Here is a 20,355-nt window from a genome sequence, read left to right as displayed (position 1 = left end):
CACGGAACCGCCGAAACCCCACTCCAAACGCGCTCCGAACCCACTCCGAACTCACTCGGGGCGAGCAGGACAGGTGGGGCGGATGGGCGGGTGGGGTACAGCGGATGGCCGGGTGGGGCGGATGGGCGGGTGGCCTACAGCGAATGGGGAGGACGGCCTACGGCGGACCGGCCGGTGGCCATACAGCCGTCACGTCGGCCAACAAGCGCGCGGCCGAACCACCACCGCGTCCCCCAGACGTCCGCCCCCGAGGCAACCGGCCCGGGCTCCCCCGGGCCGGTCCCCCTCGCGGCCTTCCCGCGCCCCCTCGCGGCCCTTACCGCTCTACCCCGCGGCCTTCCCCTTCCCGCGGGTCGTCTTCGGCTTGACCGCCTTCGTGACCGTCTTCTTCTTGGGCGTCTTCTCGGCGGCCACCGTCTTCCCGGCCACGGCCTTCTTCGTCGCCGTCTTCTTGGCCGGCGTCTTCGCCGCCGAGCGCTTGGCCGCGGTCTTCTTCGACGGGGACGCGTCGCTGACCCGGTCGCCGAGGATGTCCCGCAGGAACTTGCCGGTGTGGCTGGCCGGGACTGCCGCGACCTGCTCCGGCGTGCCCTCGGCGACGACGAGGCCGCCGCCACTGCCACCCTCCGGGCCCATGTCCACGAGCCAGTCCGCCGTCTTGATCACATCGAGGTTGTGCTCGATGACGATCACGGAGTTGCCCTTGTCGACCAGCCCGGACAGCACGCGGATCAGCTTGCTGATGTCCTCGAAGTGCAGACCGGTCGTCGGCTCGTCCAGCACGTAGACCGTGCGGCCCGTCGAACGCTTCTGCAGCTCGGACGCCAGCTTCACGCGCTGCGCCTCACCACCGGAGAGCGTCGGCGCGGGCTGGCCGAGCCGGACGTATCCGAGGCCGACCTCGTTGAGCGTCTTCAGGTGGCGCGAGATGGTCGGCACCGCCTCGAAGAAGTCCAGCGCCTCCTCGATCGGCATGTCCAGCACCTCGGCGATGGACTTGCCCTTGTAGTGGACCTCCAGCGTCTCGCGGTTGTACCGCGCCCCGTGGCACACCTCGCACGGCACGTAGACGTCCGGCAGGAAGTTCATCTCGATCTTGATGGTGCCGTCGCCGGAGCAGTTCTCGCAGCGACCGCCCTTGACGTTGAAGGAGAAGCGGCCCGGCAGGTAGCCGCGCACCTTCGCCTCCATCGTCTCCGCGAACAGCTTGCGGACGTGGTCGAAGACGCCGGTGTACGTCGCCGGGTTCGACCGCGGGGTACGGCCGATGGGCGACTGGTCCACGTGCACGACCTTGTCGACCAGGTCGTCGCCCTCGACCCGGGTGTGCCGGCCCGGCACCGACTTGGCGCCGTTCAGCTCGCGCGCCAGGTGGGTGTAGAGGATGTCGTTGACCAGAGTCGACTTGCCCGAGCCGGAGACGCCGGTGACGGCGGTCAGCACGCCCAGCGGGAAGGACACGTCGATGTCCTGGAGATTGTTCTCCTTCGCGCCGTGCACCGTGAGGCGGCGCTCGGGGTCGACGGGCCGGCGCACGTCCGGCGTCGGGATGACCTTCTTGCCGGCCAGGTACTGCCCGGTCATCGACTCCTCGTTGGCCAGCAGCTCCTTCAACGGGCCGCTGTGCACGACCTTGCCGCCGTGCTCACCGGCGCCGGGGCCGATGTCCACCACCCAGTCCGAGGTCTTGATGGTGTCCTCGTCGTGCTCCACGACGATGAGGGTGTTGCCCAGGTCGCGAAGGCGGACCAGGGTCTCGATGAGGCGGTGGTTGTCCCGCTGGTGCAGGCCGATCGACGGCTCGTCGAGCACGTACAACACGCCGACCAGGCCGGAGCCGATCTGGGTGGCGAGCCGGATGCGCTGGGCCTCGCCGCCGGACAGCGTGCCGGCCGCGCGGTTCAGCGAGAGGTAGTCCAGGCCGACGTCGACCAGGAACCGCAGCCGCTCGTTGACCTCCTTGAGCACCCGCTCGGCGATCTTCTTCTGGCGGGCGTCCAGCTTCATGTCGCGCAGGAAGTCGGCGCAGTCGCTGATGGACATGGCAGCGACGTCGGCGATGGACTTGCCCTGCACGCTGACGGCCAGCACGATCGGCTTCAGGCGCGTGCCCTCACAGGTGGGGCAGGGCACCTCGCGCATGTAGCCCTCGAAGCGCTCGCGGCTGGAGTCGCTCTCCGCCTCGGAGTGCCGCCGCCGCACGAACGGCAGGGCGCCCTCGAACGGCGTGGTGTACGCCCGCTCCCGGCCGTAGCGGTTGCGGTAGCGCACCTCGATACGGGTCCGGTGGCCGTTGAGCAGGGCCTTCTTGGCGCGCTGCGGCAGGCTGGCCCACGGGATGTCGGTACGGAAGCCGAGCGCGTCGGCGAGCGCGTCGATCAGGCGGCCGAAGTACTCCCTGTTGTGGCCGTGCGACCAGGGGTGGATGGCGCCCTCGTCGAGCGACTTGTCCTCGTCCGGGACGATCAGCTCGGGGTCGACCTCCATGCGCGTACCGATGCCGGTGCACTCGGGGCAGGCGCCGAACGGCGAGTTGAAGGAGAAGGAGCGCGGCTCCAGCTCCTCGAACGACAGGTCGTCGTACGGGCAGTAGAGGTGCTCCGAGTACATCCGCTCGCGCTGCGGATCGTCGGCGTCGAGGTCCACGAAGTCGAGGATGACCATGCCGCCGGAGAGGCCGAGCGCCGTCTCGACGGAGTCGGTCAGCCGGCGCTTGGCGCTGTCCTTGACCGTGAGGCGGTCGACCACCACCTCAATCGTGTGCTTCTCCTGCTTCTTCAGCTTCGGCGGCTCGGAGAGCTGGATCGTCTCGCCGTCGACCCGGGCCCGGCTGTACCCCTTGGTCTGCAGGTCCGAGAAGAGGTCGACGAACTCACCCTTGCGCTCGCGAACCAGCGGCGAGAGCACCTGGAACCGGCTGCCCTCGGGCAGCTCCAGCACCTTGTCCACGATGGCCTGCGGCGACTGGCGGGCGATCGGGCGGCCGCACTCGGGGCAGTGCGGCTTGCCGATGCGGGCGAAGAGCAGGCGGAGGTAGTCGTAGACCTCGGTGATCGTGCCGACCGTCGAGCGCGGGTTGCGCGACGTCGACTTCTGGTCGATCGAGACCGCCGGGGAGAGGCCCTCGATGAAGTCCACGTCGGGCTTGTCCATCTGCCCGAGGAACTGCCGGGCGTACGAGGACAGCGACTCGACGTAGCGCCGCTGCCCCTCGGCGAAGATCGTGTCGAACGCGAGCGAGGACTTGCCCGACCCGGAGAGACCCGTGAACACGATGAGGGAGTCACGGGGGAGGTCGAGCGAGACGTTGCGGAGGTTGTGCTCGCGAGCGCCACGGACGATGAGACGGTCTGTCACGCCGGTCGGCACCTTTCGTGAGAGGGGCGGGGTGCCGCGCACCCCCGCCCCAGGGTATGGGGGCCGTCGCGGCAATGTCTGTTCAATGTCGTTTCGATGCCACACACGAGCCTATAGCACGTGCATTCGATTTACGGTTTCCGCCGACCGGGTTCACCCGAAGGTGTGGCCGGGCGGCGCTCCACTGACGCGAAGACGCCGGTGGCCCGGCACGCGAGCGCCGAGTGGCCTGCTGCACGGTGGTTCCGACCGCCTGGCGGCGCCGTGTCGAAGACCTGCACACGCCTGCACACGGCCCTTCCGGACGGCAGAGCCCACCGCGTCATTCACCGTAACGCCGGGGTCTGACAACGCCCTCTCGCGAACCGTTGACACCACTCCTGACCTGCGGATATGTGATCGAGATCCGGTCGTGGACAGCCCCGCGACCGACACCGGACCCGCGCCACGCCGCCCCGGGCGACCCCCTCCCTCAACCTCCCTCAACACCGCGACCGGCCGATCCCTTCCGCCGCGGCGCGTGCCACGCCGGTCGCGCGCTCCCGGCTGGCGACGCGCGCCGACTCCCGCCGGGACGATGGCGGCGCTAGCTTCGGTCCATGACCGACATCGCACAGGAATTCGCGTACGACGCGGCAGCCGTCCACGCCGCCACCGACCGCCTCCTGGTCTCCATGGGCAAACTCGACGACGAGGCCGTCGGCGAACCCTCCCTTCTGCCCGACTGGACCCGCGGCCACGTGCTGGCCCACCTCGCCCGCAACGCCGACGCCCTCGTCAACCTCTTCACATGGGCGCGTACGGGCACGCCCACGCCCATGTACGCCTCCCCCGCGGCCCGCGACGCCGACATCGAGCGGGACGCCGACCGCCCGCTCACCGCCCACCTGGAGGACCTGCGGTCCGCCGCCGAGCGCTGGGAGACGGCCTGCGCGGCCCTGGGCCCCGAGCGCCTGACGTTCGAGGTGGAGATGCGGAACGGCGTCTTCGAGCGGGCCGGGCGGCTGCCCTTCCGCCGCCTCGCCGAGGTCGAACTGCACCACGTGGACCTCGGCGTCGGCTACACGATCGACCACCTGGCCACGGAGTACGTGGACGCCGAGCTGGCCTTCCTCGCGGAGCGGCGGCTGAAGGACGACGACCGGGTCGTCGCGCTGCGGCTGCGCACGGACGACGGGCGGAGCTGGCGGACCGGTCGCGCGGACGGCACCCCGCTCACCGTCAGCGGCTCCCCCACCGCGCTCGTCGGCTGGCTCACCGGCCGCACCTCGGGCACCGGCCTCTCGACCGACGGCGACGCCGCCCTGCCGGAGCTGCCGGACCGCTGATCCCGGGCACGACCGGACCGCTGACCCCGGCTTCGAACACAGCGCGGTCGCCGGACCGCCCGCGCCCGGTTTTCCCCGGACCCCGGCCAGTAGGCTGCGGGCATGGCGTACACCGGAGCAGTCAAAGTCGGCGGACCGGCCGACGTGCATGAGCTGACCGACCTGATCATCTCCAAGATCGCGGTCGGTCCGATGAACAACAACGCCTACCTGCTGCGCTGCCGCGCAACCGATACGCAGGTGCTGATCGACGCCGCGGCGGAGCCGGACGTGCTCCTCGGGCTGATCGGCGACGGCGGCATTTCCTCGGTCGTCACCACGCACCGGCACCAGGACCACTGGGGAGCGCTCGGCGAGGTCGTCGAGCGGACCGGCGCGCGGACCTTCGCCGGCCGCTATGACGCCGACGGCATTCCCGTTCCCACGGACGTCCTGGTCGACGACGGCGACACCATCAGCGTCGGACGGGTCACGCTCACCGCCCGCCACCTGAAGGGCCACACGCCCGGCAGCATCGCCCTGGTCTACGACGACCCGCACGGCCACCCCCACCTCTTCACGGGCGACTGCCTCTTCCCCGGCGGGGTCGGCAACACCCACGGCGACGCCGAGCACTTCACCAGCCTCATCGACGACGTGGAGAGCAAGCTCTTCGCGCAGCTGCCGGACGAGACCTGGGTCTACCCGGGCCATGGCGCGGACACCACCCTGGGCGCCGAGCGCCCGCACCTCGCGGAGTGGCGCGAGCGCGGCTGGTAGAGCCACGGACGATCGAGGAGGCGCGGTGTGCGGGCGGGGCCCGCACACCGCGTGTGCGTTGCGGCGTCAGGCGCCTATGGACTTTTTCTGCTCGTCCTGCGGCGCGTGGCTTGCCGCCTCGGTCTGTGCCTGCTTCTTCGAGGCCCGCAGGCTGGTGATCGTCGTGATGATCAGTACGGCGCAGATGACGCCCAGCGACACCGGGATGCTGATCTCGGGGACGTGCACACCCGACTCGTGCAGTGCGTGCAGCACCAGCTTCACGCCGATGAAGCCGAGGATCACCGACAGGCCGTACGAGAGGTGGACCAGCTTCTTCAGCAGTCCGCCGATGAGGAAGTACAGCTGCCGCAGACCCATCAGGGCGAAGGCGTTGGCGGTGAACACGATGTACGGGTCCTGGGTGAGGCCGAAGATCGCGGGGATCGAGTCCAGCGCGAAGAGGACGTCGGTGGTGCCGATCGCCAGCATGACGATCAACATCGGCGTCATCAGGCGCTTGCCGTTCTCCACGATGAACAGCTTCGTGCCGTGGTACTTGTCGGTCGACGGGAAGCGCCGCTCGACCATCTTCAGGAAGCGGTTCTCCTCGAACTCCTCGTCCTCTTCCTCGGCCCGCGCCTCCTGGATGAGCTTCCAGGCCGTCCAGATGAGGAAGGCGCCGAAGAGGTAGAAGACCCAGGAGAAGTTGGCGATGATCGCCGCGCCGGCGCCGATGAAGACGGCCCGCAGGACGAGCGCGATCAGTACGCCGACCATCAGCACCCGCTGCTGGTATATCGACGGCACCGCGAACTTCGCCATGATCAGGACGAAGACGAAGAGGTTGTCGACGCTCAGCGATTTCTCGGTGATGAAGCCGGCGAAGAACTCACCGGCCGGCTGTCCGCCGCCGAACAGAAGAAGTCCGAGCCCGAAGAGGGCGGCGAGCGCGATCCAGACACCGGTCCAGATGCCGGCTTCCTTGATCGATACGTCGTGCGGCTTGCGGCCCCCGATGAAGAAGTCGGCGGTGATCAGGGCGCACAGACCGACAATGGTCAGCACCCACATGGTCAGGGAAACGTCCACTGCTCCTCCGGCAGGTTCGTAACAACACAACAGCGTCGTCGCTGCCGGAGGTCTCTTCCGCCCGAGGTCGCGCACCGTGCTCGGCGACTCTGTGGGCCGACGCCCCGGGATCTCCATCCGATCCGTGATGACGGGTACGCCGCTGCGGGAATACTCCCCTCCGCACCATCGAGAGTAAAGGAACGCCATGGCTAAGTAAAGATTTTGGCAAAAACGCAGGTCGGGGCAGGTTCAAGGAGCGCCCGCCTTCCTCTCGACATGCCGGTAGGCGTACAGGCCACGCCCGTACGCCTACCGTTCTGCCCGTTCCCCCGCTTACTTCAGCCCTGCCTCCCTCATCTGGCGCAGCTCCTTCTTGAGCTCCCCCACCTCGTCGCGCAGCCGGGCAGCGACCTCGAACTGGAGCTCAGCGGCGGCCGCCCGCATGCGCTCGGTCATTTCCTCGATCATCTCGGCGAGCTCGGCCGCGGGCCGGTCCGTCGGGGTGGCGGCAGCCTTTTTCTTGCCGCTCTTGCCGCCCTTCTCCGCCGCGCCACCCAGCGCGGGCACCGGCGCCTTGCCCTTGGCGTCCTTGCCGTCTGCCGACTTGCGGTATCCCGTGCCCAGCAGCTCCTGCGTGTCGACCTCCTCGCGCGCGATCGTCGCGACGATGTCGTTGATCTTCTTGCGGAGCGGCTGCGGGTCGATGCCGTGTTCCTTGTTGTACGCGAGCTGCTTCTCGCGCCGCCGGTTGGTCTCGTCGATGGCCTTGGCCATTGCCGGGGTGACCTTGTCGGCGTACATGTGCACCTGGCCGGAGACGTTGCGCGCCGCACGGCCGATCGTCTGGATCAGGGACGTGCCCGACCGCAGGAAGCCTTCCTTGTCGGCGTCGAGGATCGCCACCAGGGAGACCTCTGGCAGGTCCAGGCCCTCCCGGAGGAGGTTGATGCCGACCAGTACGTCGTACTCACCGGCCCGCAGCTCGCGCAGCAGCTCGACGCGGCGCAGCGTGTCCACGTCGCTGTGCAGATAGCGCACCTGGATGCCGAGCTCCAGGAAGTAGTCCGTGAGATCCTCGGCCATCTTCTTGGTGAGCGTGGTCACCAGGACGCGCTCGTCCTTCTCCGTGCGCGTACGGATCTCGTGGACCAGGTCGTCGATCTGCCCGTCGGTGGGCTTGACGACGACCTCCGGGTCGACCAGGCCGGTCGGGCGGATGATCTGCTCCACGTGGCCGTCGCCGCGCGAGAGCTCGTACTGGCCCGGCGTCGCGGAGAGGTAGACGGCCTGCCCGATCCGCTCCTGGAACTCCTCCCACTTCAGCGGCCGGTTGTCCAGCGCGGACGGCAGCCGGAAGCCGTGGTCGACCAGGGTCCGCTTACGGGAGGCGTCACCCTCGTACATCGCGCCGATCTGCGGCACGGTGACGTGCGACTCGTCGATGACCAGCAGGAAGTCTTCCGGGAAGTAGTCCAGGAGGGTGTTCGGCGCGGTGCCCGGCGCGCGGCCGTCGATGTGCAGCGAGTAGTTCTCGATGCCGGAGCAGGTGCCGATCTGCCGCATCATCTCGATGTCGTACGTCGTACGCATCCGGAGCCGCTGGGCCTCCAGCAGCTTGCCCTGCTTCTCCATCTTGGCGAGCTGGTCGGCGAGCTCGGCCTCGATGCCGGCGATGGCCTTCTCCATGCGCTCGGGGCCCGCCACGTAGTGGCTCGCGGGGAAGACGTACAGCTGCTGGTCGTCGCTGATGACCTCGCCGGTGAGCGGGTGGAGCGTCGACAGCGCCTCGATCTCGTCGCCGAACATCTCGATGCGGACGGCGAGCTCTTCGTAGACCGGGAAGATCTCGATGGTGTCGCCGCGCACCCGGAAGGTGCCGCGGGTGAACGACACGTCGTTGCGCGTGTACTGGATGTCGACGAAGCGGCGCAGCAGCTGGTCGCGGTCGATCTCCTCGCCGACCTTCAGGGGGACCATCCGGTCGACGTACTCCTGCGGCGTACCCAGGCCGTAGATGCAGGAGACGGACGAGACCACGACCACGTCCCGCCGGGTGAGCAGCGAATTGGTCGCGGAGTGGCGCAGCCGCTCGACCTCTTCGTTGATCGAGGAGTCCTTCTCGATGTACGTGTCGGACTGCGGGACGTAGGCCTCGGGCTGGTAGTAGTCGTAGTACGAGACGAAGTACTCGACGGCGTTGTTCGGCAGCAGTTCGCGGAATTCGTTGGCGAGCTGCGCGGCGAGGGTCTTGTTGGGCGCCATGACCAGGGTCGGGCGCTGCAGCTTCTCGATCATCCACGCGGTCGTCGCCGACTTGCCGGTGCCGGTCGCGCCCAGCAGGACGACGTCCTTCTCACCGCCTCGGATGCGCTGCTCCAGCTCGGCGATGGCCGTCGGCTGATCGCCGCTGGGCTGATAGGGACTGACGACCTCGAAAGGCGCCACCGTGCGTTCGATGTGGGAAACGGGCCGCATGTCACCCACCGTACGACCCGCCACTGACAACCGGGGCCCGTGACGCCGAGGACGACATGGAGCGAACACCCGGGCACTCGCCGTAACGACGCCTGATCCATCCCTGCGGGCTGCGCCACCGCCCGCCTATGCGAGGCAGCGGCGACAGGTAAGGGATGAACCAGCCAAAGCAGTCGATGGATGAAAAGGCGACGATCTGCCACCAGGGACCCTCGAACGCCGGTCAAGCGGCGGTTTCCCGGGCGCGACCAGAACTCCCGTTGCGCGGCCACACCCCACAAATCCACCCCGGACGGTCCCAAACCCAGGACACACGACACTTCTCGTTCAATTTATGTCCATCTCTGACCTATCTTCCAGTACACCCTCGCTGGGAACCTGCCGCCGACCACCCCCCGCTGCCGACGAATCCGAGGAGTCCGTATGCACATTCGGCCTGTTGCCGCCGTTACCGGCGCGCTCGTAGGGCTGACGGCGTTCAGCCTCCCCGCTGCCGCCGCCCAGGCCGCGGACCACCCGCACAGACCGGTCACCGTGGCACACCGAGGAGCCTCGGCGTACGCGCCCGAGAACACCATCGCCTCGATCAACGCGGCGCACCGCATGGGCATCGACTGGGTGGAGAACGACGTCCAGCGCACCAAGGACGGCAAGTTGATCGTCATGCACGACACGACGCTCAACCGCACCACGAACGTCGAGGAGCTGTACCCGAACCGCTCTCCGTGGAAGATCTCCGACTTCACCCTCGGCGAGATCCGCAAGCTGGACGCCGGCAGCTGGTTCGGCGAGAAGTTCAAGGGCGAGCGGGTCCCCACGCTGGAGCGCTACATGGACGCGGTCAGCCACAACCACCAGAAGCTGCTTCTGGAGCTGAAGTCCCCCGAGCTCTACCCGGGCATCGAGGCGCAGACCATCAAGGAGCTGCGGCGCGAGGGCTGGATGGACCGGCAGCACGTGAAGCGCCGGCTGATCATCCAGAGCTTCAACGGTGACTCGGTCAAGAAGGTGCACGAGCTGCGGCCGGACATCAAGACGGGCTTCCTCGGCACCCCGGCCGTCGCCGACCTGCCCAAGTACGCGCAGTTCACCGACCAGATCAACCCCAGCCACACCTCGATCAACATGGCCTACGTCTCGGCCGTGCACGCCTTCGAGGGCGCGCACGGGCGCCCGCTGGAGGTCTACACCTGGACCGTCAACGACGCGGCCACGGCGAAGAAGGTCGCGGGCTGGGGCGTGGACGGCATCATCACCAACAAGCCGGACGTCGTACGGGACGCCGTGAAGGACGCCGGGTTCCAGGTCCCGGCCGCGTAAGGGCCGGGTGTTTCCGGGGCTGAGGCCCCAGCCGTCGGGAGCGGTGACCGGCATTTCCGCTCCCCACGGCGATTGTCGGTGGGCGGCCCTAGGCTGAAGCCGTGACGATTTCCGAGGAACGCGAAATCCCCGCGACGGCGACCGCCGACGCGTCCGCCACCGAGCGCACCGGCCCGGCCCCGGCGGCCGCGCGCGACGGCGCGCAGACGCCGGTCCGGCCGCCGCGCGAGTGGGCCTGGCGCATGCTGGACACCCCCATCGGTCCGCTCCTGCTCGCGGGGACCGGCGCAGGGCTGGCCATGGTCGTCTTCCACGCCGACGAGCGGGCCCGGGCCCGGTCGCTCGCCCGGCTGCGCGGCGCGTTCGGCCCCGAGCCGGTCGCCGCGATACCGGCCGTGGACACCGCCGCCGCGGAGCTCGTCGCGTACTTCGCCGGAGAGCTGCGGGAGTTCACGGTTCCGCTGGACTGGTCGCTGTCCTCGGGGTTCAACGAGCGGGTGCTCCGCGAGCTGGCAGCGCACGTCCCGTACGGCACGGTCGTCGGCTATCAGGACCTGGCGGACCGGGTCGGGGAGCGGGGCGCCGCGCGTGCGGTCGGCGTCGCGATGGGCTCCAATCCGCTGCCGGTCGTCGTGCCGTGCCACCGCGTCGTCGAGAGCGGTGGCGGGCTGGGCGGCTTCGGCGGCGGGCTGGAGACGAAGCGGCAGCTCCTGGCGCTGGAGGGAGTGCTCCCGCAGCCGCTGTTCTGAACCGACCGCGGCGACTGTTCCGAGCCGTTGGCAGCCACTGTTCCGAGCCGCCGGCCGCGTGCGTCCCACCCGGACTCCCGCTCCTTTCCCGAAAGGTCCCGCCCATGCCTCGCCAGGTGGCCCTCCTCCGCGGCATCAATGTCGGAGGACACAGGAAGTTCCCCATGGCGCAGCAGCGCGCCCTCATGGCGGAGCTGGGCTTCCAGGACGTCACCGTCCTCCTCCAGACCGGCAACATCGTCTTCGCCGATCCCGGCACCCCGCCGGAGGAAACCGCGCGCAGCCTGGAGGCCGGCTTCGCGGACGCCCTGGGCTTTCCCGTACCGGTCATGGTGCGCACCCGCGACGAGCTCGCCGCGGCCGTGGCGGCCAATCCCTTCCCACAGGCCGCGGCGGAGCCCAAGACGCTGCACCTCACGTTCCTGTCGGAGCCGCCCGCCGACACGGCCCCGCTGGACGTCCTGGATGCGGCCGGGTACGCGCCCGACGCGTTCCGGCTGCTCGGCCGCGACCTGTACCTCTGGTGTCCGGGCGGCATCGGCCGTTCCCAGCTGGCCGTGGCCGTCACCGCGGCGAGCGTCAAGCTGGGCGTCACGGCCACCGCCCGCAACTGGAACACCGTCCTCAAGATCCTGGCGGCGACCGACGACGGATGACGCGCGGGCCGCATCCGACCCGGCCGCATCGGCTCAGCGCCAGCCGTATCGCTCCCGCAGCCGGTTCACGACCAGGTTGAAGCGGCCGCGGTCCAGCGCGCAGGCCTCCCGCCGCATCCCGTCCGGATGCACCCGCAGCACCCGGTCCAGGTCGACCCACGAGGGCCGCCCGGCGCGGTCCCAGGGGCCGGCACCGATCGCCATCCACTCGTGGTCGTCGTGCCGCTTGCTGGACAGCTGCACGGCGAGCAGCGTGCCCGCCGGTTCCCGGGCGACGACCAGCACGGGCCGGTCCTTGCCGCGCCCGTCGTTCTCCTCGTACGGCACCCAGGTCCACACGATCTCGCCGGGGTCCGGATCACCGTCGTGGTCCGGCGCGTACACCGTCCTGACCGCGCCGACCGTGCGCGGATGCGCCTCCGTAGTCGCCGTCGGCCCCGTGCTGCCCGGCAGCACTGCCTGTTCGCCCACTTCATCGATTGCCATGCGCCTCACGGTAACGGCCAGTGGATCAAGGAACGGTGAGGGCTACCGAAGGCACGGGCTCGGGCGCCGGAGGCTGCGCGGGTTCACGCTCCCCCGTGTGCACCGATACCACCCCATGCGGGGCGTCGCGGGTCGTCGGCCCGTACGACCACGTCGGCCACCTCCCGGGGCGCGACCTCCGTCTCGTACCGCTCGAACGCCGGCAGCGTCCACCGCTCGCCCTCTTCCGTACGCCGCCGAAGCGCGCCCTCGGACAGTCCGAGGTGCACGGTCAGGTCGAACGGGAACCAGTGTCCGAGCAGCAGCGGGCCGTGCAGCACCAGGACACCGCCGGGCGGCAGCGAGACGTACGGACTGCGCGTCGCCCGGTCGCGCTCGGGGTCCCACAGGTCCGGCAGGATGCGGCCGCTGCCGCCGGGCTCCAGCGGGTTGAACACCTCCCGCCACAGCGCCTGCCGGTCGAACCACTCGCCGTAGTACGCGTCCGGGTCGTGCCGCCCGTACTCCAGCCGCAGCGACGCCGGCCGCAGGAACCCGTAGGTGCCGCTCTTCTGCACGAACCGGCCGCGCAGCCGCAACGCTTCGGCGAGCCGCCCGGCCAAGTCGCCGGGGCGCGCGGCAGGGGCTGCGTCGATGCCCACGCGCAGCCACGGGCTGCCGTCCTGTGCCGTCCTGCCCGCCGCCTCCTCCGCGAGCGCGTCGGTCAGCCGTTCCCATGTGATCGCTTCCAGCCGCACCCCACCATTCTGCCGGAGCGACCGGCCGGCCGGGCACGTCGTTGACCTCGTGCGCCGCTTAGTTGATCATGATGTGGGAGGCTCTCCGGCCGCACGGACAGCCGGCCGGAGGGCTCTCTCCCTCCCCGTCACGCCCCCGCCCACGCCCTCACTCCGACTCGCCGTCCAACAGCCGCCGAGCCACGGCGAGATGATCGGCGGGCTTGCGGAGCGGCGCCCGACTGCGATGCGTCGGCGCGCGTTCGACGACGGTCGTCCCGGTCTCGGCTTCGAGGGCCGGGGCATAACCGGCCGCACGCAGCGCCTCCAGGGTGGGCCCGGGCTCCTGCGCGCTGACCAGCACGGTCGGCGCGATCGCCCGCAGTCCCAGGTCGCGCAGCGCCCGGTGGGCGGCCAGCTCCGCCACGAGGGCGGGGTCGTCGGAACGGATGCAGCAGCCGGCGCGTACGACCCGGATGCGCCCGTGCGTGCGCGCCGTGTCCTTGATCAGGTACGTGAGCGGGTGCGGCAGCGGCCCCGTGGCGGACACCGCGGTGAGGTCCTCGATCAGCGCGTCCGCCGTGCGGCCCGCGTCCAGTGCCCGCCGGACGGACGCGCCGCTGAACCGCCACGCGGTGGCACTGTCCTCGGACTCCCGGTCGGCGACGAGCGCGAGCAGCGTGGACAGCGCCGTGGAGGGCGGCCCCGGCACGACTGCCGTCAGATCGCCCTGGAAGAGGGCCTGTTCGAGCGGGGGTGGAAGCAGCGACCGCAGCGCCCCGCGCAACGGCGCGGGGTCGGCGTCCGTCTCCGTACGCAGGAGAGCCCGGCCGAGCGGCGTGAGCGTCCCGTACGCGACGAGCCCGAGGAAGGCGGCCTCGTCGAGCGTGTGGGCGGCGCGTTCCAGGATCAGCGGCTCGTCGGCAACGGCCAGCGGACGGTGCCACGCCGTGACCGCGATCAACGGCCGCAGCGCCTCCAGCGAGGGCGCATCCAGCGCGGGGACCGGCACGCCGCGGCCCGCCCCGCCCTCCGTGCAGGTGGCGAGCGCGGCGAGCAGTCCGTGGCGCAGCGCGGGGGCCCGGCGGTCGTCGCCGCGCTCCAGAGCAGTCGGGGCCTCCCCGAACGGCGTCCATGTCGCGATCGCCCAGTGCCCGGCCCACGCGGTGAGGACGGGCACCAGCCGCTCCCCGGGCGGCAGCGCGAGCCAGTCGTCGTAACCGCCGGTGGGCAGCGCGACGGTTCCGGTGGGCGTGCGGGTCAGCGCGATCAGATCGGCCGCGAGCAGGAGGTCCAGGAGGAGCCGGGTACGCGGCTCGGACGTGCCGGCGGCCTTCGCCAGCCGCTTGATCTCCCGCACGGCGGGCCCGCCCGACTTGCGCAGCGCCGCCGGCTGCACCGCCAGCGCCGCGAGCAACCGCTCCAACGCCCCACCGAGCCCGGCAGCCGCAGCCTGCGACTCGGCGATCAACGCTTGCTCGGGGGCGGGGTCGGGGGCCTGGGCGGTCTCCTCGACTGACGGCGCGGCTTCGAACTCCCCGAGATCACGCCCGCCGATCAACTGCGCCGTACGCGGTGGGACGACGACCCGGCCGTCCTCCGTCGGCGCGGCGAGCGCCACCTCGTACAGCCCCTCCAGCGCCGCCCCGATGGCCTCACGGTCCGCGTCGCCACCGTGCCCGGCCGCTGTCAGGGCCGCGTACACCTCGGCCACCGGCACCGGCTCCGCCGCGAGATCCGGGAAGGCCAGCCGGTGGGCCATGAGGGACTGGTACCCGGTGCCCGGCTCGGGCGCCGCCGGCCCGTGCGCCTCCTGCCGGGCGCGCTCCTGGCTGAGCCGCGCGGTCACGGCCAGTACGTGCAGCCCCGGCTTGTCGAGCCCGAGCACCACTTGGTGGAGCGTTTCGTACGACCAGAGGGAGGCGGCCAGTTCCCGGAGCCGTGCGGGAGCCGGCCGACGCGAGAGCGGCTCGGCATGCCGGGCAAGCAGCACGGCGAGCCGCTCGGGCGTCCGCCGCGCCAGCGCGCTGGTGAGTGTGTCGAGACCTTCCACGGGGTGACTCTATTCAGTCGCGAGCAGCGGGGTCAGGGCGCCCACCGGGTCGTCGTCGGCGCGGCCGGTGGGCCACCAGTCCTCCGTACCGGGGTCGGATTCGTACGGGTACCAGCGGCCGTCACGGCCGAAGCGGAGCTGTATGCCGCGGTCGGCGTCCGTGAGGTGGTTGTGCCGGGGCCGCAGCGAGGGAAGGTCCGCGGACGACAGGGCGCTGCGGGCGCGGTCGAAGTCACCGGCCGGCGGATCCCACGTCGACTCCAGGAGGTCGAGACCTTCGGCACCGCCCTGCCGCCAGGCGGCCACCGCCCGCGCCACATCGCTCACCGGACGGCCGGTGGCCTCGGCCACGCCGCGGTAGATCTCCCTGGTGCTGGCGGTCAGCCCGGAGGTGGGATGCGCCCCGGCGACCAGCCGGATCGCGTCCTCCCAGAGGGTGCGAGCGGGAAACGGCGAGGAGCCGTGCTCCCCAGACGCGCCGCCGGAACGTTCCCGAGACGCGGTGCTGGAGTGTTCCGGAGATGCAGCGGCAGCCTGCGCGGCGGCCAGGCAGGCACGGGCCCGGGCGGCGGCATCGGCGGCCAGCAGCTCGACGGCGGCCGGGTCGATGGCGGGGTCGTCGGCCGTCGGCAGCACCGGGGGCCGACCGGGGTGCTCCGGTACGGTCAACGGGGGCGGCAGCGGCGGAAGTTCCCGTGCCTGCACCGCGGCACGCGCCGGGACCACGGGCAGCGTGGCACGGGCCGCTCGTTCGGTGTCGGCACTGTGCGTGGCGTTGCGCCGCGACAGCTCGTCGAGCAGCTCGCGTTCGCCGCGCCCGCGCATGAGGAGCAGCACGAACGGGTCGGCGTCCAACAGGCGCGCGGCCTGGAAACAGAGGGCCGCGGCATGCTTACAGGGGTGCCCCCGATCGGGGCACGAACAGCGCGGTACGAGGTCCCCAGGGCCCGGCAACAGCCGTACGCCCGTCTCGTCCCCACGCTCGGCCAGCGCGCGCGGCAGGGTCCTGCCCAGCAGTGCGGCGAGGTGAGCGGGCCGCGCAGCCACGCCGTCGAGGAAGGCCTCCCACACGGCGTCCGAGAAGGGCCGCAGGCGGAGCTCGGCCCGGTAGGGATAGGGCCGACTCCCCGTCACGGGCGCCGAGATGCGCCCGGGGGCCACGGTGATGCGGCCCACGTGCCCACCGCTCGCGTAGTCCCGGCCCCGTGCCAGCCGCGCCGTGTCGAGCGCCGTACTCTCCAGCGCTTCGAGCCATGCCCGGCCCCACCAGGTCTCGGCGAACTCCTCACCGTCCACACCGCCGGCCGCCACCGCGGGGAACACCCGGGTCCGCCCCGCGACCCGACTCGCCGCCGCTGCTTCGTCCACCGCCGCGCTCGCAGCGCCCCGGTCGCCTCCGCCGCCCAGGGCGTCCCCCACACGCCCTGGGCCCTGCGGCGCGTGCTTCGAGGCCTGTTGCCGTCGTACCTGCAGCTGGTCGTGGTCGCTGGTCACGTCGGCCGGGACAGGGCCTGGAGCCGACCAATGAGCGGCGGGACGGCCGTCGCGACTCTCCTCGGGGCGGCGCTCCTCGGGGTGGCGCCCCTCGGGGCGGCGTTCGTCGCTGGAGCCCGCTTCGGAACGGGCCTCATCGTGCCGGTCCTCGCGGCTTTCGTAGTCCTCGCGGTCTTCGCGGCCTTCGTGTTTTTCGCGGCCCTGGTTGTCCTCTCGATCCTCGCGGTTCCGGCGGTCGTCCTCGGAGCGCGTCCTGGTCCGCCCAGGGCGGGTCACCGCTTGGCGGGCCCGTTCTGCGGCCGCGCTCCGGCGCACTGCCGCCTGCGCTGCGCCGTCTGCACCGTCTGCGCCGCCTGCGACGTTCTCGGCGATACCCGCGCCCTGCTGCGACTCCCGGGCCGGGGGCCGGGAGGCTTCTTCCCTGGCACGCCTCGCTTCAGGGGCTGCCCGCTTCAACGCCTGCCGGGCCCGCTCGGCTGCACGGCTACGGCCTATGCCTGCAGCACCACGTGTTCCTGCGGAGGACAGTCCGGCGTCCGCTTCACCCTCGTTCGTCGGAGCCGCTGTCCCGGCCGACTCGTGGCCGACGCTCCGCGGTCCCTCGCCCGTACGTCGCACCGCCCGTCGCGCGCGCTCGGCCGCCTCGCTCCGCTGCCGAGTCCCGGACGTCTGCCCGCTGTCCCCCTCCTCGGCCTCGTCGATCCGCTGCGTACGGATGTCGGCCTGCCGCATACGGTCCCCCGCGCGCGGCTCGCCTGCACCGGGGCCGCCATCGTCCCCTTCTTGAGCAGCGCTGCCCGGTGCGTGGTCAGCCTTGCCCGGTTCGTGGTCAGCCTTGCCCGGTACGTGGGTGGCGCTGCCCGGCGCGCCCTCGGCCTCCCGGGCACGGATCTCCTCCGCCGCGGCCTCGCGCGCCCGCGCCCTGGCCCGTCCGCGCTCCAGCTCCCTGCGGACCCTCTCCAGCCCTTCGCCCATGGCCGCAGACGCCCGCGCCTCATCGTGCTCACCGTACTGCTCGTACTCGTCATGCTGCTCGTACTCATGGTGCTGCTCGTGCTCGCCGTGCTGCCCGTGTTCGTGACCGGTCATGCCGTCCTCCTCAGCGTGACGAGGTCGGCGAGCTCCGCGTCGGTGAGTTCGGTCAGCGCGGCCTCGCCTCCGGTGAGCACGGCTTCGGCCAAGGAGCGCTTCGCGGTGAGCAGTTCGGCGATGCGGTCCTCCACCGTCCCTTCCGTGACCAGCCGGTGGACCTGAACCGGCTGCGTCTGCCCGATCCGGTAGGCGCGGTCCGTCGCCTGTTCCTCCACAGCCGGGTTCCACCAGCGGTCGTAATGGATCACGTGCCCGGCACGGGTGAGGTTCAGGCCCGTGCCCGCCGCCTTCAACGACAACAAGAAGACCGGCACGTCCCCAGCCTGGAAGCGGTCGACCATCGCCTCCCGTTGGGCAACCGGCGTCCCGCCGTGCAGCAGCTGAGTGGGTACACCACGGGCGCCGAGGTGCTCTTCGAGGAGGCGCGCCATCTCCACGTACTGTGTGAAGATCAGCACCGAACCGTCCTCCGCGAGGATGGTGTCCAGCAGTTCGTCGAGCAGTTCGAGCTTTCCGGAGCGCGCGGTGAGACCGGGCGCGGCCTCCTTCAGGTACTGCGCAGGGTGGTTGCAGATCTGCTTCAGGACTGTGAGCAGCTTCATCACCAATCCGCGTCGCGCCATGCCGTCGGCAGCCTCGATGCGTGCGAGCGTCTCGCGAACGGCCGCTTCGTACAGCGCCACCTGCTCCCGGCCGAGCGGCACCGGATGGTCGGTCTCCGTCTTCGGCGGCAGTTCCGGGGCGATTCCGGGATCGGATTTCTTCCGCCGGAGGATAAAGGGGCTGATCAGCCTGGCGAGGCGCTCCGCGGCACCCGGCACCTCACCACCTTCGATGTCGCGGGCGTGCAGTGCCCGGAAGGACTTGAGCGACCCGAGCAGCCCGGGAGTGGTCCAGTCGAGCAGGGCCCACAGCTCGGAGAGGTTGTTCTCCACGGGGGTGCCGGTGAGGGCCACCCGGGCAGGCGCCTGGATCGTGCGCAGCGCCTTGGCCGTGGACGACTGCGGGTTCTTCACGTGCTGCGCCTCGTCGGCGACGATCAGCCCCCAGGAGCACTCGGCCAGCCTCTTGGCACTGCTGCGCATCGTGCCGTACGTGGTGAGCACGAAACCGCCCTTGTCCAGGTCGGCGAGGCTGCGGCCCGTCCCGTGGAAACGCCGTACGGGCACGCCGGGGGCGAACCGCTCGATCTCCCGCTGCCAGTTGCCGAGCAGCGAGGCCGGACAGACCACGAGGGTCGGGTCGGGGTGGTCGCGGTGCAGGTGCAGGGCGATGGTGGTGACGGTCTTGCCCAGGCCCATGTCGTCGGCGAGGCAGCCGCCGAGCCCGAGGGTGGTCATGCGGTCCAGCCACGCCAGGCCGCGGAGCTGGTAGTCCCGGAGCGTGGCCTGAAGTCCGGCAGGCTTTTCCAGGGGTGCGGCGTCGGAGGTGAGGCGCGTACGTAGGCCGGCGAGCGCTCCGAGCGGTACGACCTCGACGCGCTCCCCGTCGACCTCGGTCTCTCCGGCGAGCGTCATGGCGAGCGCTTCGGTGGGGTCGAGGTACCCCAGCTCGCGCTTGCGGGCCTTGCGTACGAGTGCGGGGTCCACCAGCACCCACTGGTCACGCAGCCGTACGAGGGGGCGGTGCGCCTCGGCGAGCACGTTCATCTCCGCGTCGCTCAAGGGGACTCCGCCGAGGGCCATCTGCCATTCGAAGCGCAGCAGCCGCTCGGCCTCGAAGAAACCGAAACCGTCGGCGGCCGACCCCGGCGCGGGCCGTAGGACGGCGCTCGCGGTCAGGCCTCGAGCCAGCTCCTTGGGCCAGTGGACGGCGACTCCCGCAGCCCTCAGGCGCGGTGCGGCGTCCCCCAACAGCTCGTACAGCTCATCTTCGTCGAGTGACAGCACATCGGGGACGGCGCGGTCGAGCAGTCGGCCGAGCGGGGGCCAGACACGAGCCGCCCGCCGCAACGCGAGCAGCGTGTCCACCTGGGCGCGCGGCCCGAACCCGTCGGGCGCCTCCCCTTCCCACAACTGTCGGGCGTCGGCGACGAGTGTCGGATCGGTGAGATGGCTGACCTGAAGCACGGCTGCTGCAGCCCCGGCCCTGCCGCTTGTCTCCCCTGTCGCTCCCGCGGTCGTCTCCGCTTCTGGCGCCTCCGCTCCCGGCACCTCAGCCTCTGGCGTCTCCGGCGTCTTCGGCGTTTCCTCCTCCGCCGAGATGTCGAACAGCTCGTGTGTGGCCAGATCCAGGCGCAGGGAGATCCGCACTCCGCTGTCCACGCCGGCTGCGACCTCTGCGGCCCAGTCCCGCGCGCCAGGCAACCGCTGGGGCTCCTCCGCGGCGAACGGGGCGCCCGCCACGTGTGCCGCTGCCGGTGTGCGCGGCAGGGCGTCCACGACGGCATCGATGAAGGCACGGACCAGTGCGTTCGGTGCATGCAGTTGCAGTGGCTTGCTGTCGGGCACGGGGACTGCGTATGCCTCTGCGGGCATGGCGGCGGCGATCGCTCGCACCTGCGCGGCGTCCTCGGCGTCCCACGGGCCGGCGCGCCAGGCGTCCACATCACCGGCGGTGAGGCCTGGGAGCAGGCGACCGCGCGCCGCGAGGTGCAGCGCCTGCCAAGCAGCAGCGCCCCAGCAGGCCGCAGCGGGATGCGCCGACGGGTCGTGCCGTGCCCGGACGAGCAATGGCAGGGCGTCGGCGATAGTGAGGCACAACGCGGGAACCGTACGGCTACGGACGGAGTTGCCGTGCCGCCGCACGACCTTCAGCTCCCTCGCTTCCGCCGCTCCGGCGGGCTCGGGCAGCGGCAGACCGTCCGGACTCCAGAAG

General features: G+C 71.1%; 13 protein-coding genes. 5 read left to right on the top strand and 8 right to left on the bottom strand.

Features of this window, described 5'->3' with window-relative positions; all coding sequences use genetic code 11:
- Positions 1 to 324 precede the first annotated feature (324 nt).
- Positions 325 to 3,357 (bottom strand): excinuclease ABC subunit UvrA, encoded by a 3,033-nt coding sequence (uvrA, locus tag IF20_RS35010; RefSeq protein ID WP_052869485.1) that lies wholly within the window; start codon positions 3,355 to 3,357, stop codon positions 325 to 327.
- A 599-nt stretch (positions 3,358 to 3,956) separates the two neighbouring features.
- Here uvrA and IF20_RS35005 point away from each other — a divergent pair.
- Both IF20_RS35005 and IF20_RS35000 read left to right on the top strand, forming a co-directional pair.
- A complete protein-coding gene (locus IF20_RS35005) occupies positions 3,957 to 4,685 on the top strand; it encodes a maleylpyruvate isomerase family mycothiol-dependent enzyme (RefSeq protein WP_052869484.1) in 729 nt (242 codons plus the stop codon).
- Between the two features lie 102 nt (positions 4,686 to 4,787).
- Positions 4,788 to 5,444 (top strand): MBL fold metallo-hydrolase, encoded by a 657-nt coding sequence (locus IF20_RS35000; RefSeq protein ID WP_052869483.1) that lies wholly within the window; start codon positions 4,788 to 4,790, stop codon positions 5,442 to 5,444.
- A gap of 66 nt (positions 5,445 to 5,510) precedes the next feature.
- On the opposite strand, the gene IF20_RS34995 is transcribed toward IF20_RS35000, so the two are convergent.
- Together IF20_RS34995 and uvrB are read right to left on the bottom strand one after the other, a co-directional pair.
- The gene (locus tag IF20_RS34995) at positions 5,511 to 6,515 is read right to left on the bottom strand and encodes a TerC family protein (protein WP_052869482.1); all 1,005 of its coding nucleotides are present in this window, start codon (positions 6,513 to 6,515) and stop codon (positions 5,511 to 5,513) included.
- Between the two features lie 315 nt (positions 6,516 to 6,830).
- Positions 6,831 to 8,972 (bottom strand): excinuclease ABC subunit UvrB, encoded by a 2,142-nt coding sequence (uvrB, locus tag IF20_RS34990; RefSeq protein ID WP_052869481.1) that lies wholly within the window; start codon positions 8,970 to 8,972, stop codon positions 6,831 to 6,833.
- 423 nt (positions 8,973 to 9,395) lie between these two features.
- Here uvrB and IF20_RS34985 point away from each other — a divergent pair, with 423 nt between their 5' ends.
- The 3 genes from IF20_RS34985 to IF20_RS34975 all read left to right on the top strand — a co-directional run bounded on the left by IF20_RS34985 (position 9,396) and on the right by IF20_RS34975 (position 11,697).
- The gene (locus tag IF20_RS34985; protein ID WP_052869480.1) at positions 9,396 to 10,292 is read left to right on the top strand and encodes a glycerophosphodiester phosphodiesterase; all 897 of its coding nucleotides are present in this window, start codon (positions 9,396 to 9,398) and stop codon (positions 10,290 to 10,292) included.
- Between the two features lie 242 nt (positions 10,293 to 10,534).
- The gene (locus tag IF20_RS34980; protein ID WP_052869510.1) at positions 10,535 to 11,041 is read left to right on the top strand and encodes a methylated-DNA--[protein]-cysteine S-methyltransferase; all 507 of its coding nucleotides are present in this window, start codon (positions 10,535 to 10,537) and stop codon (positions 11,039 to 11,041) included.
- A 104-nt stretch (positions 11,042 to 11,145) separates the two neighbouring features.
- Positions 11,146 to 11,697: a DUF1697 domain-containing protein gene (locus IF20_RS34975; RefSeq protein ID WP_052869479.1), complete on the top strand. Its 552-nt coding sequence runs from the start codon at positions 11,146 to 11,148 to the stop codon at positions 11,695 to 11,697.
- A 33-nt stretch (positions 11,698 to 11,730) separates the two neighbouring features.
- On the opposite strand, the gene IF20_RS34970 is transcribed toward IF20_RS34975, so the two are convergent.
- The 5 genes from IF20_RS34970 to IF20_RS34950 all read right to left on the bottom strand — a co-directional run bounded on the left by IF20_RS34970 (position 11,731) and on the right by IF20_RS34950 (position 20,240).
- The gene (locus tag IF20_RS34970; protein WP_052869478.1) at positions 11,731 to 12,183 is read right to left on the bottom strand and encodes a type II toxin-antitoxin system PemK/MazF family toxin; all 453 of its coding nucleotides are present in this window, start codon (positions 12,181 to 12,183) and stop codon (positions 11,731 to 11,733) included.
- Between the two features lie 83 nt (positions 12,184 to 12,266).
- A complete protein-coding gene (locus tag IF20_RS34965; RefSeq protein WP_052869477.1) occupies positions 12,267 to 12,920 on the bottom strand; it encodes a nucleoside/nucleotide kinase family protein in 654 nt (217 codons plus the stop codon).
- A gap of 148 nt (positions 12,921 to 13,068) precedes the next feature.
- Positions 13,069 to 14,952 (bottom strand): helicase-associated domain-containing protein, encoded by a 1,884-nt coding sequence (locus IF20_RS34960; RefSeq protein WP_052869476.1) that lies wholly within the window; start codon positions 14,950 to 14,952, stop codon positions 13,069 to 13,071.
- A 9-nt stretch (positions 14,953 to 14,961) separates the two neighbouring features.
- Positions 14,962 to 17,535, bottom strand: a complete 2,574-nt coding sequence (locus IF20_RS38675) for an SWIM zinc finger family protein (RefSeq protein ID WP_234426964.1) — start codon at positions 17,533 to 17,535, stop codon at positions 14,962 to 14,964.
- On the bottom strand, positions 17,532 to 20,240 hold the full coding sequence (locus IF20_RS34950; RefSeq protein WP_052869509.1) for a DEAD/DEAH box helicase: 2,709 nt from the start codon (positions 20,238 to 20,240) through the stop codon (positions 17,532 to 17,534). Before IF20_RS34950 ends, IF20_RS38675 begins: the two co-directional genes overlap by 4 nt.
- Between the last annotated feature and the right edge of the window lie 115 nt (positions 20,241 to 20,355).

Origin of the sequence: Streptomyces niger, assembly GCF_000718305.1 — a bacterium.
GTDB lineage: Bacteria > Actinomycetota > Actinomycetes > Streptomycetales > Streptomycetaceae > Streptomyces > Streptomyces niger.
Note: the sequence above shows the minus strand (reverse complement) of the source record. Positions and strands in the feature narration are given on the sequence as shown.

Coding starts and splice junctions, on each gene's coding strand:
- IF20_RS35005 (WP_052869484.1), top strand. CDS start 3,957: ATGACCGACATCGCACAGGAATTCGCGTACGACGCGGCAGCCGTCCAC.
- IF20_RS35000 (WP_052869483.1), top strand. CDS start 4,788: ATGGCGTACACCGGAGCAGTCAAAGTCGGCGGACCGGCCGACGTGCAT.
- uvrB (WP_052869481.1), bottom strand. CDS start 8,972: ATGCGGCCCGTTTCCCACATCGAACGCACGGTGGCGCCTTTCGAGGTC.
- IF20_RS34985 (WP_052869480.1), top strand. CDS start 9,396: ATGCACATTCGGCCTGTTGCCGCCGTTACCGGCGCGCTCGTAGGGCTG.
- IF20_RS34980 (WP_052869510.1), top strand. CDS start 10,535: ATGCTGGACACCCCCATCGGTCCGCTCCTGCTCGCGGGGACCGGCGCA.
- IF20_RS34975 (WP_052869479.1), top strand. CDS start 11,146: ATGCCTCGCCAGGTGGCCCTCCTCCGCGGCATCAATGTCGGAGGACAC.
- IF20_RS34970 (WP_052869478.1), bottom strand. CDS start 12,183: ATGGCAATCGATGAAGTGGGCGAACAGGCAGTGCTGCCGGGCAGCACG.
- IF20_RS38675 (WP_234426964.1), bottom strand. CDS start 17,535: ATGACCGGTCACGAACACGGGCAGCACGGCGAGCACGAGCAGCACCAT.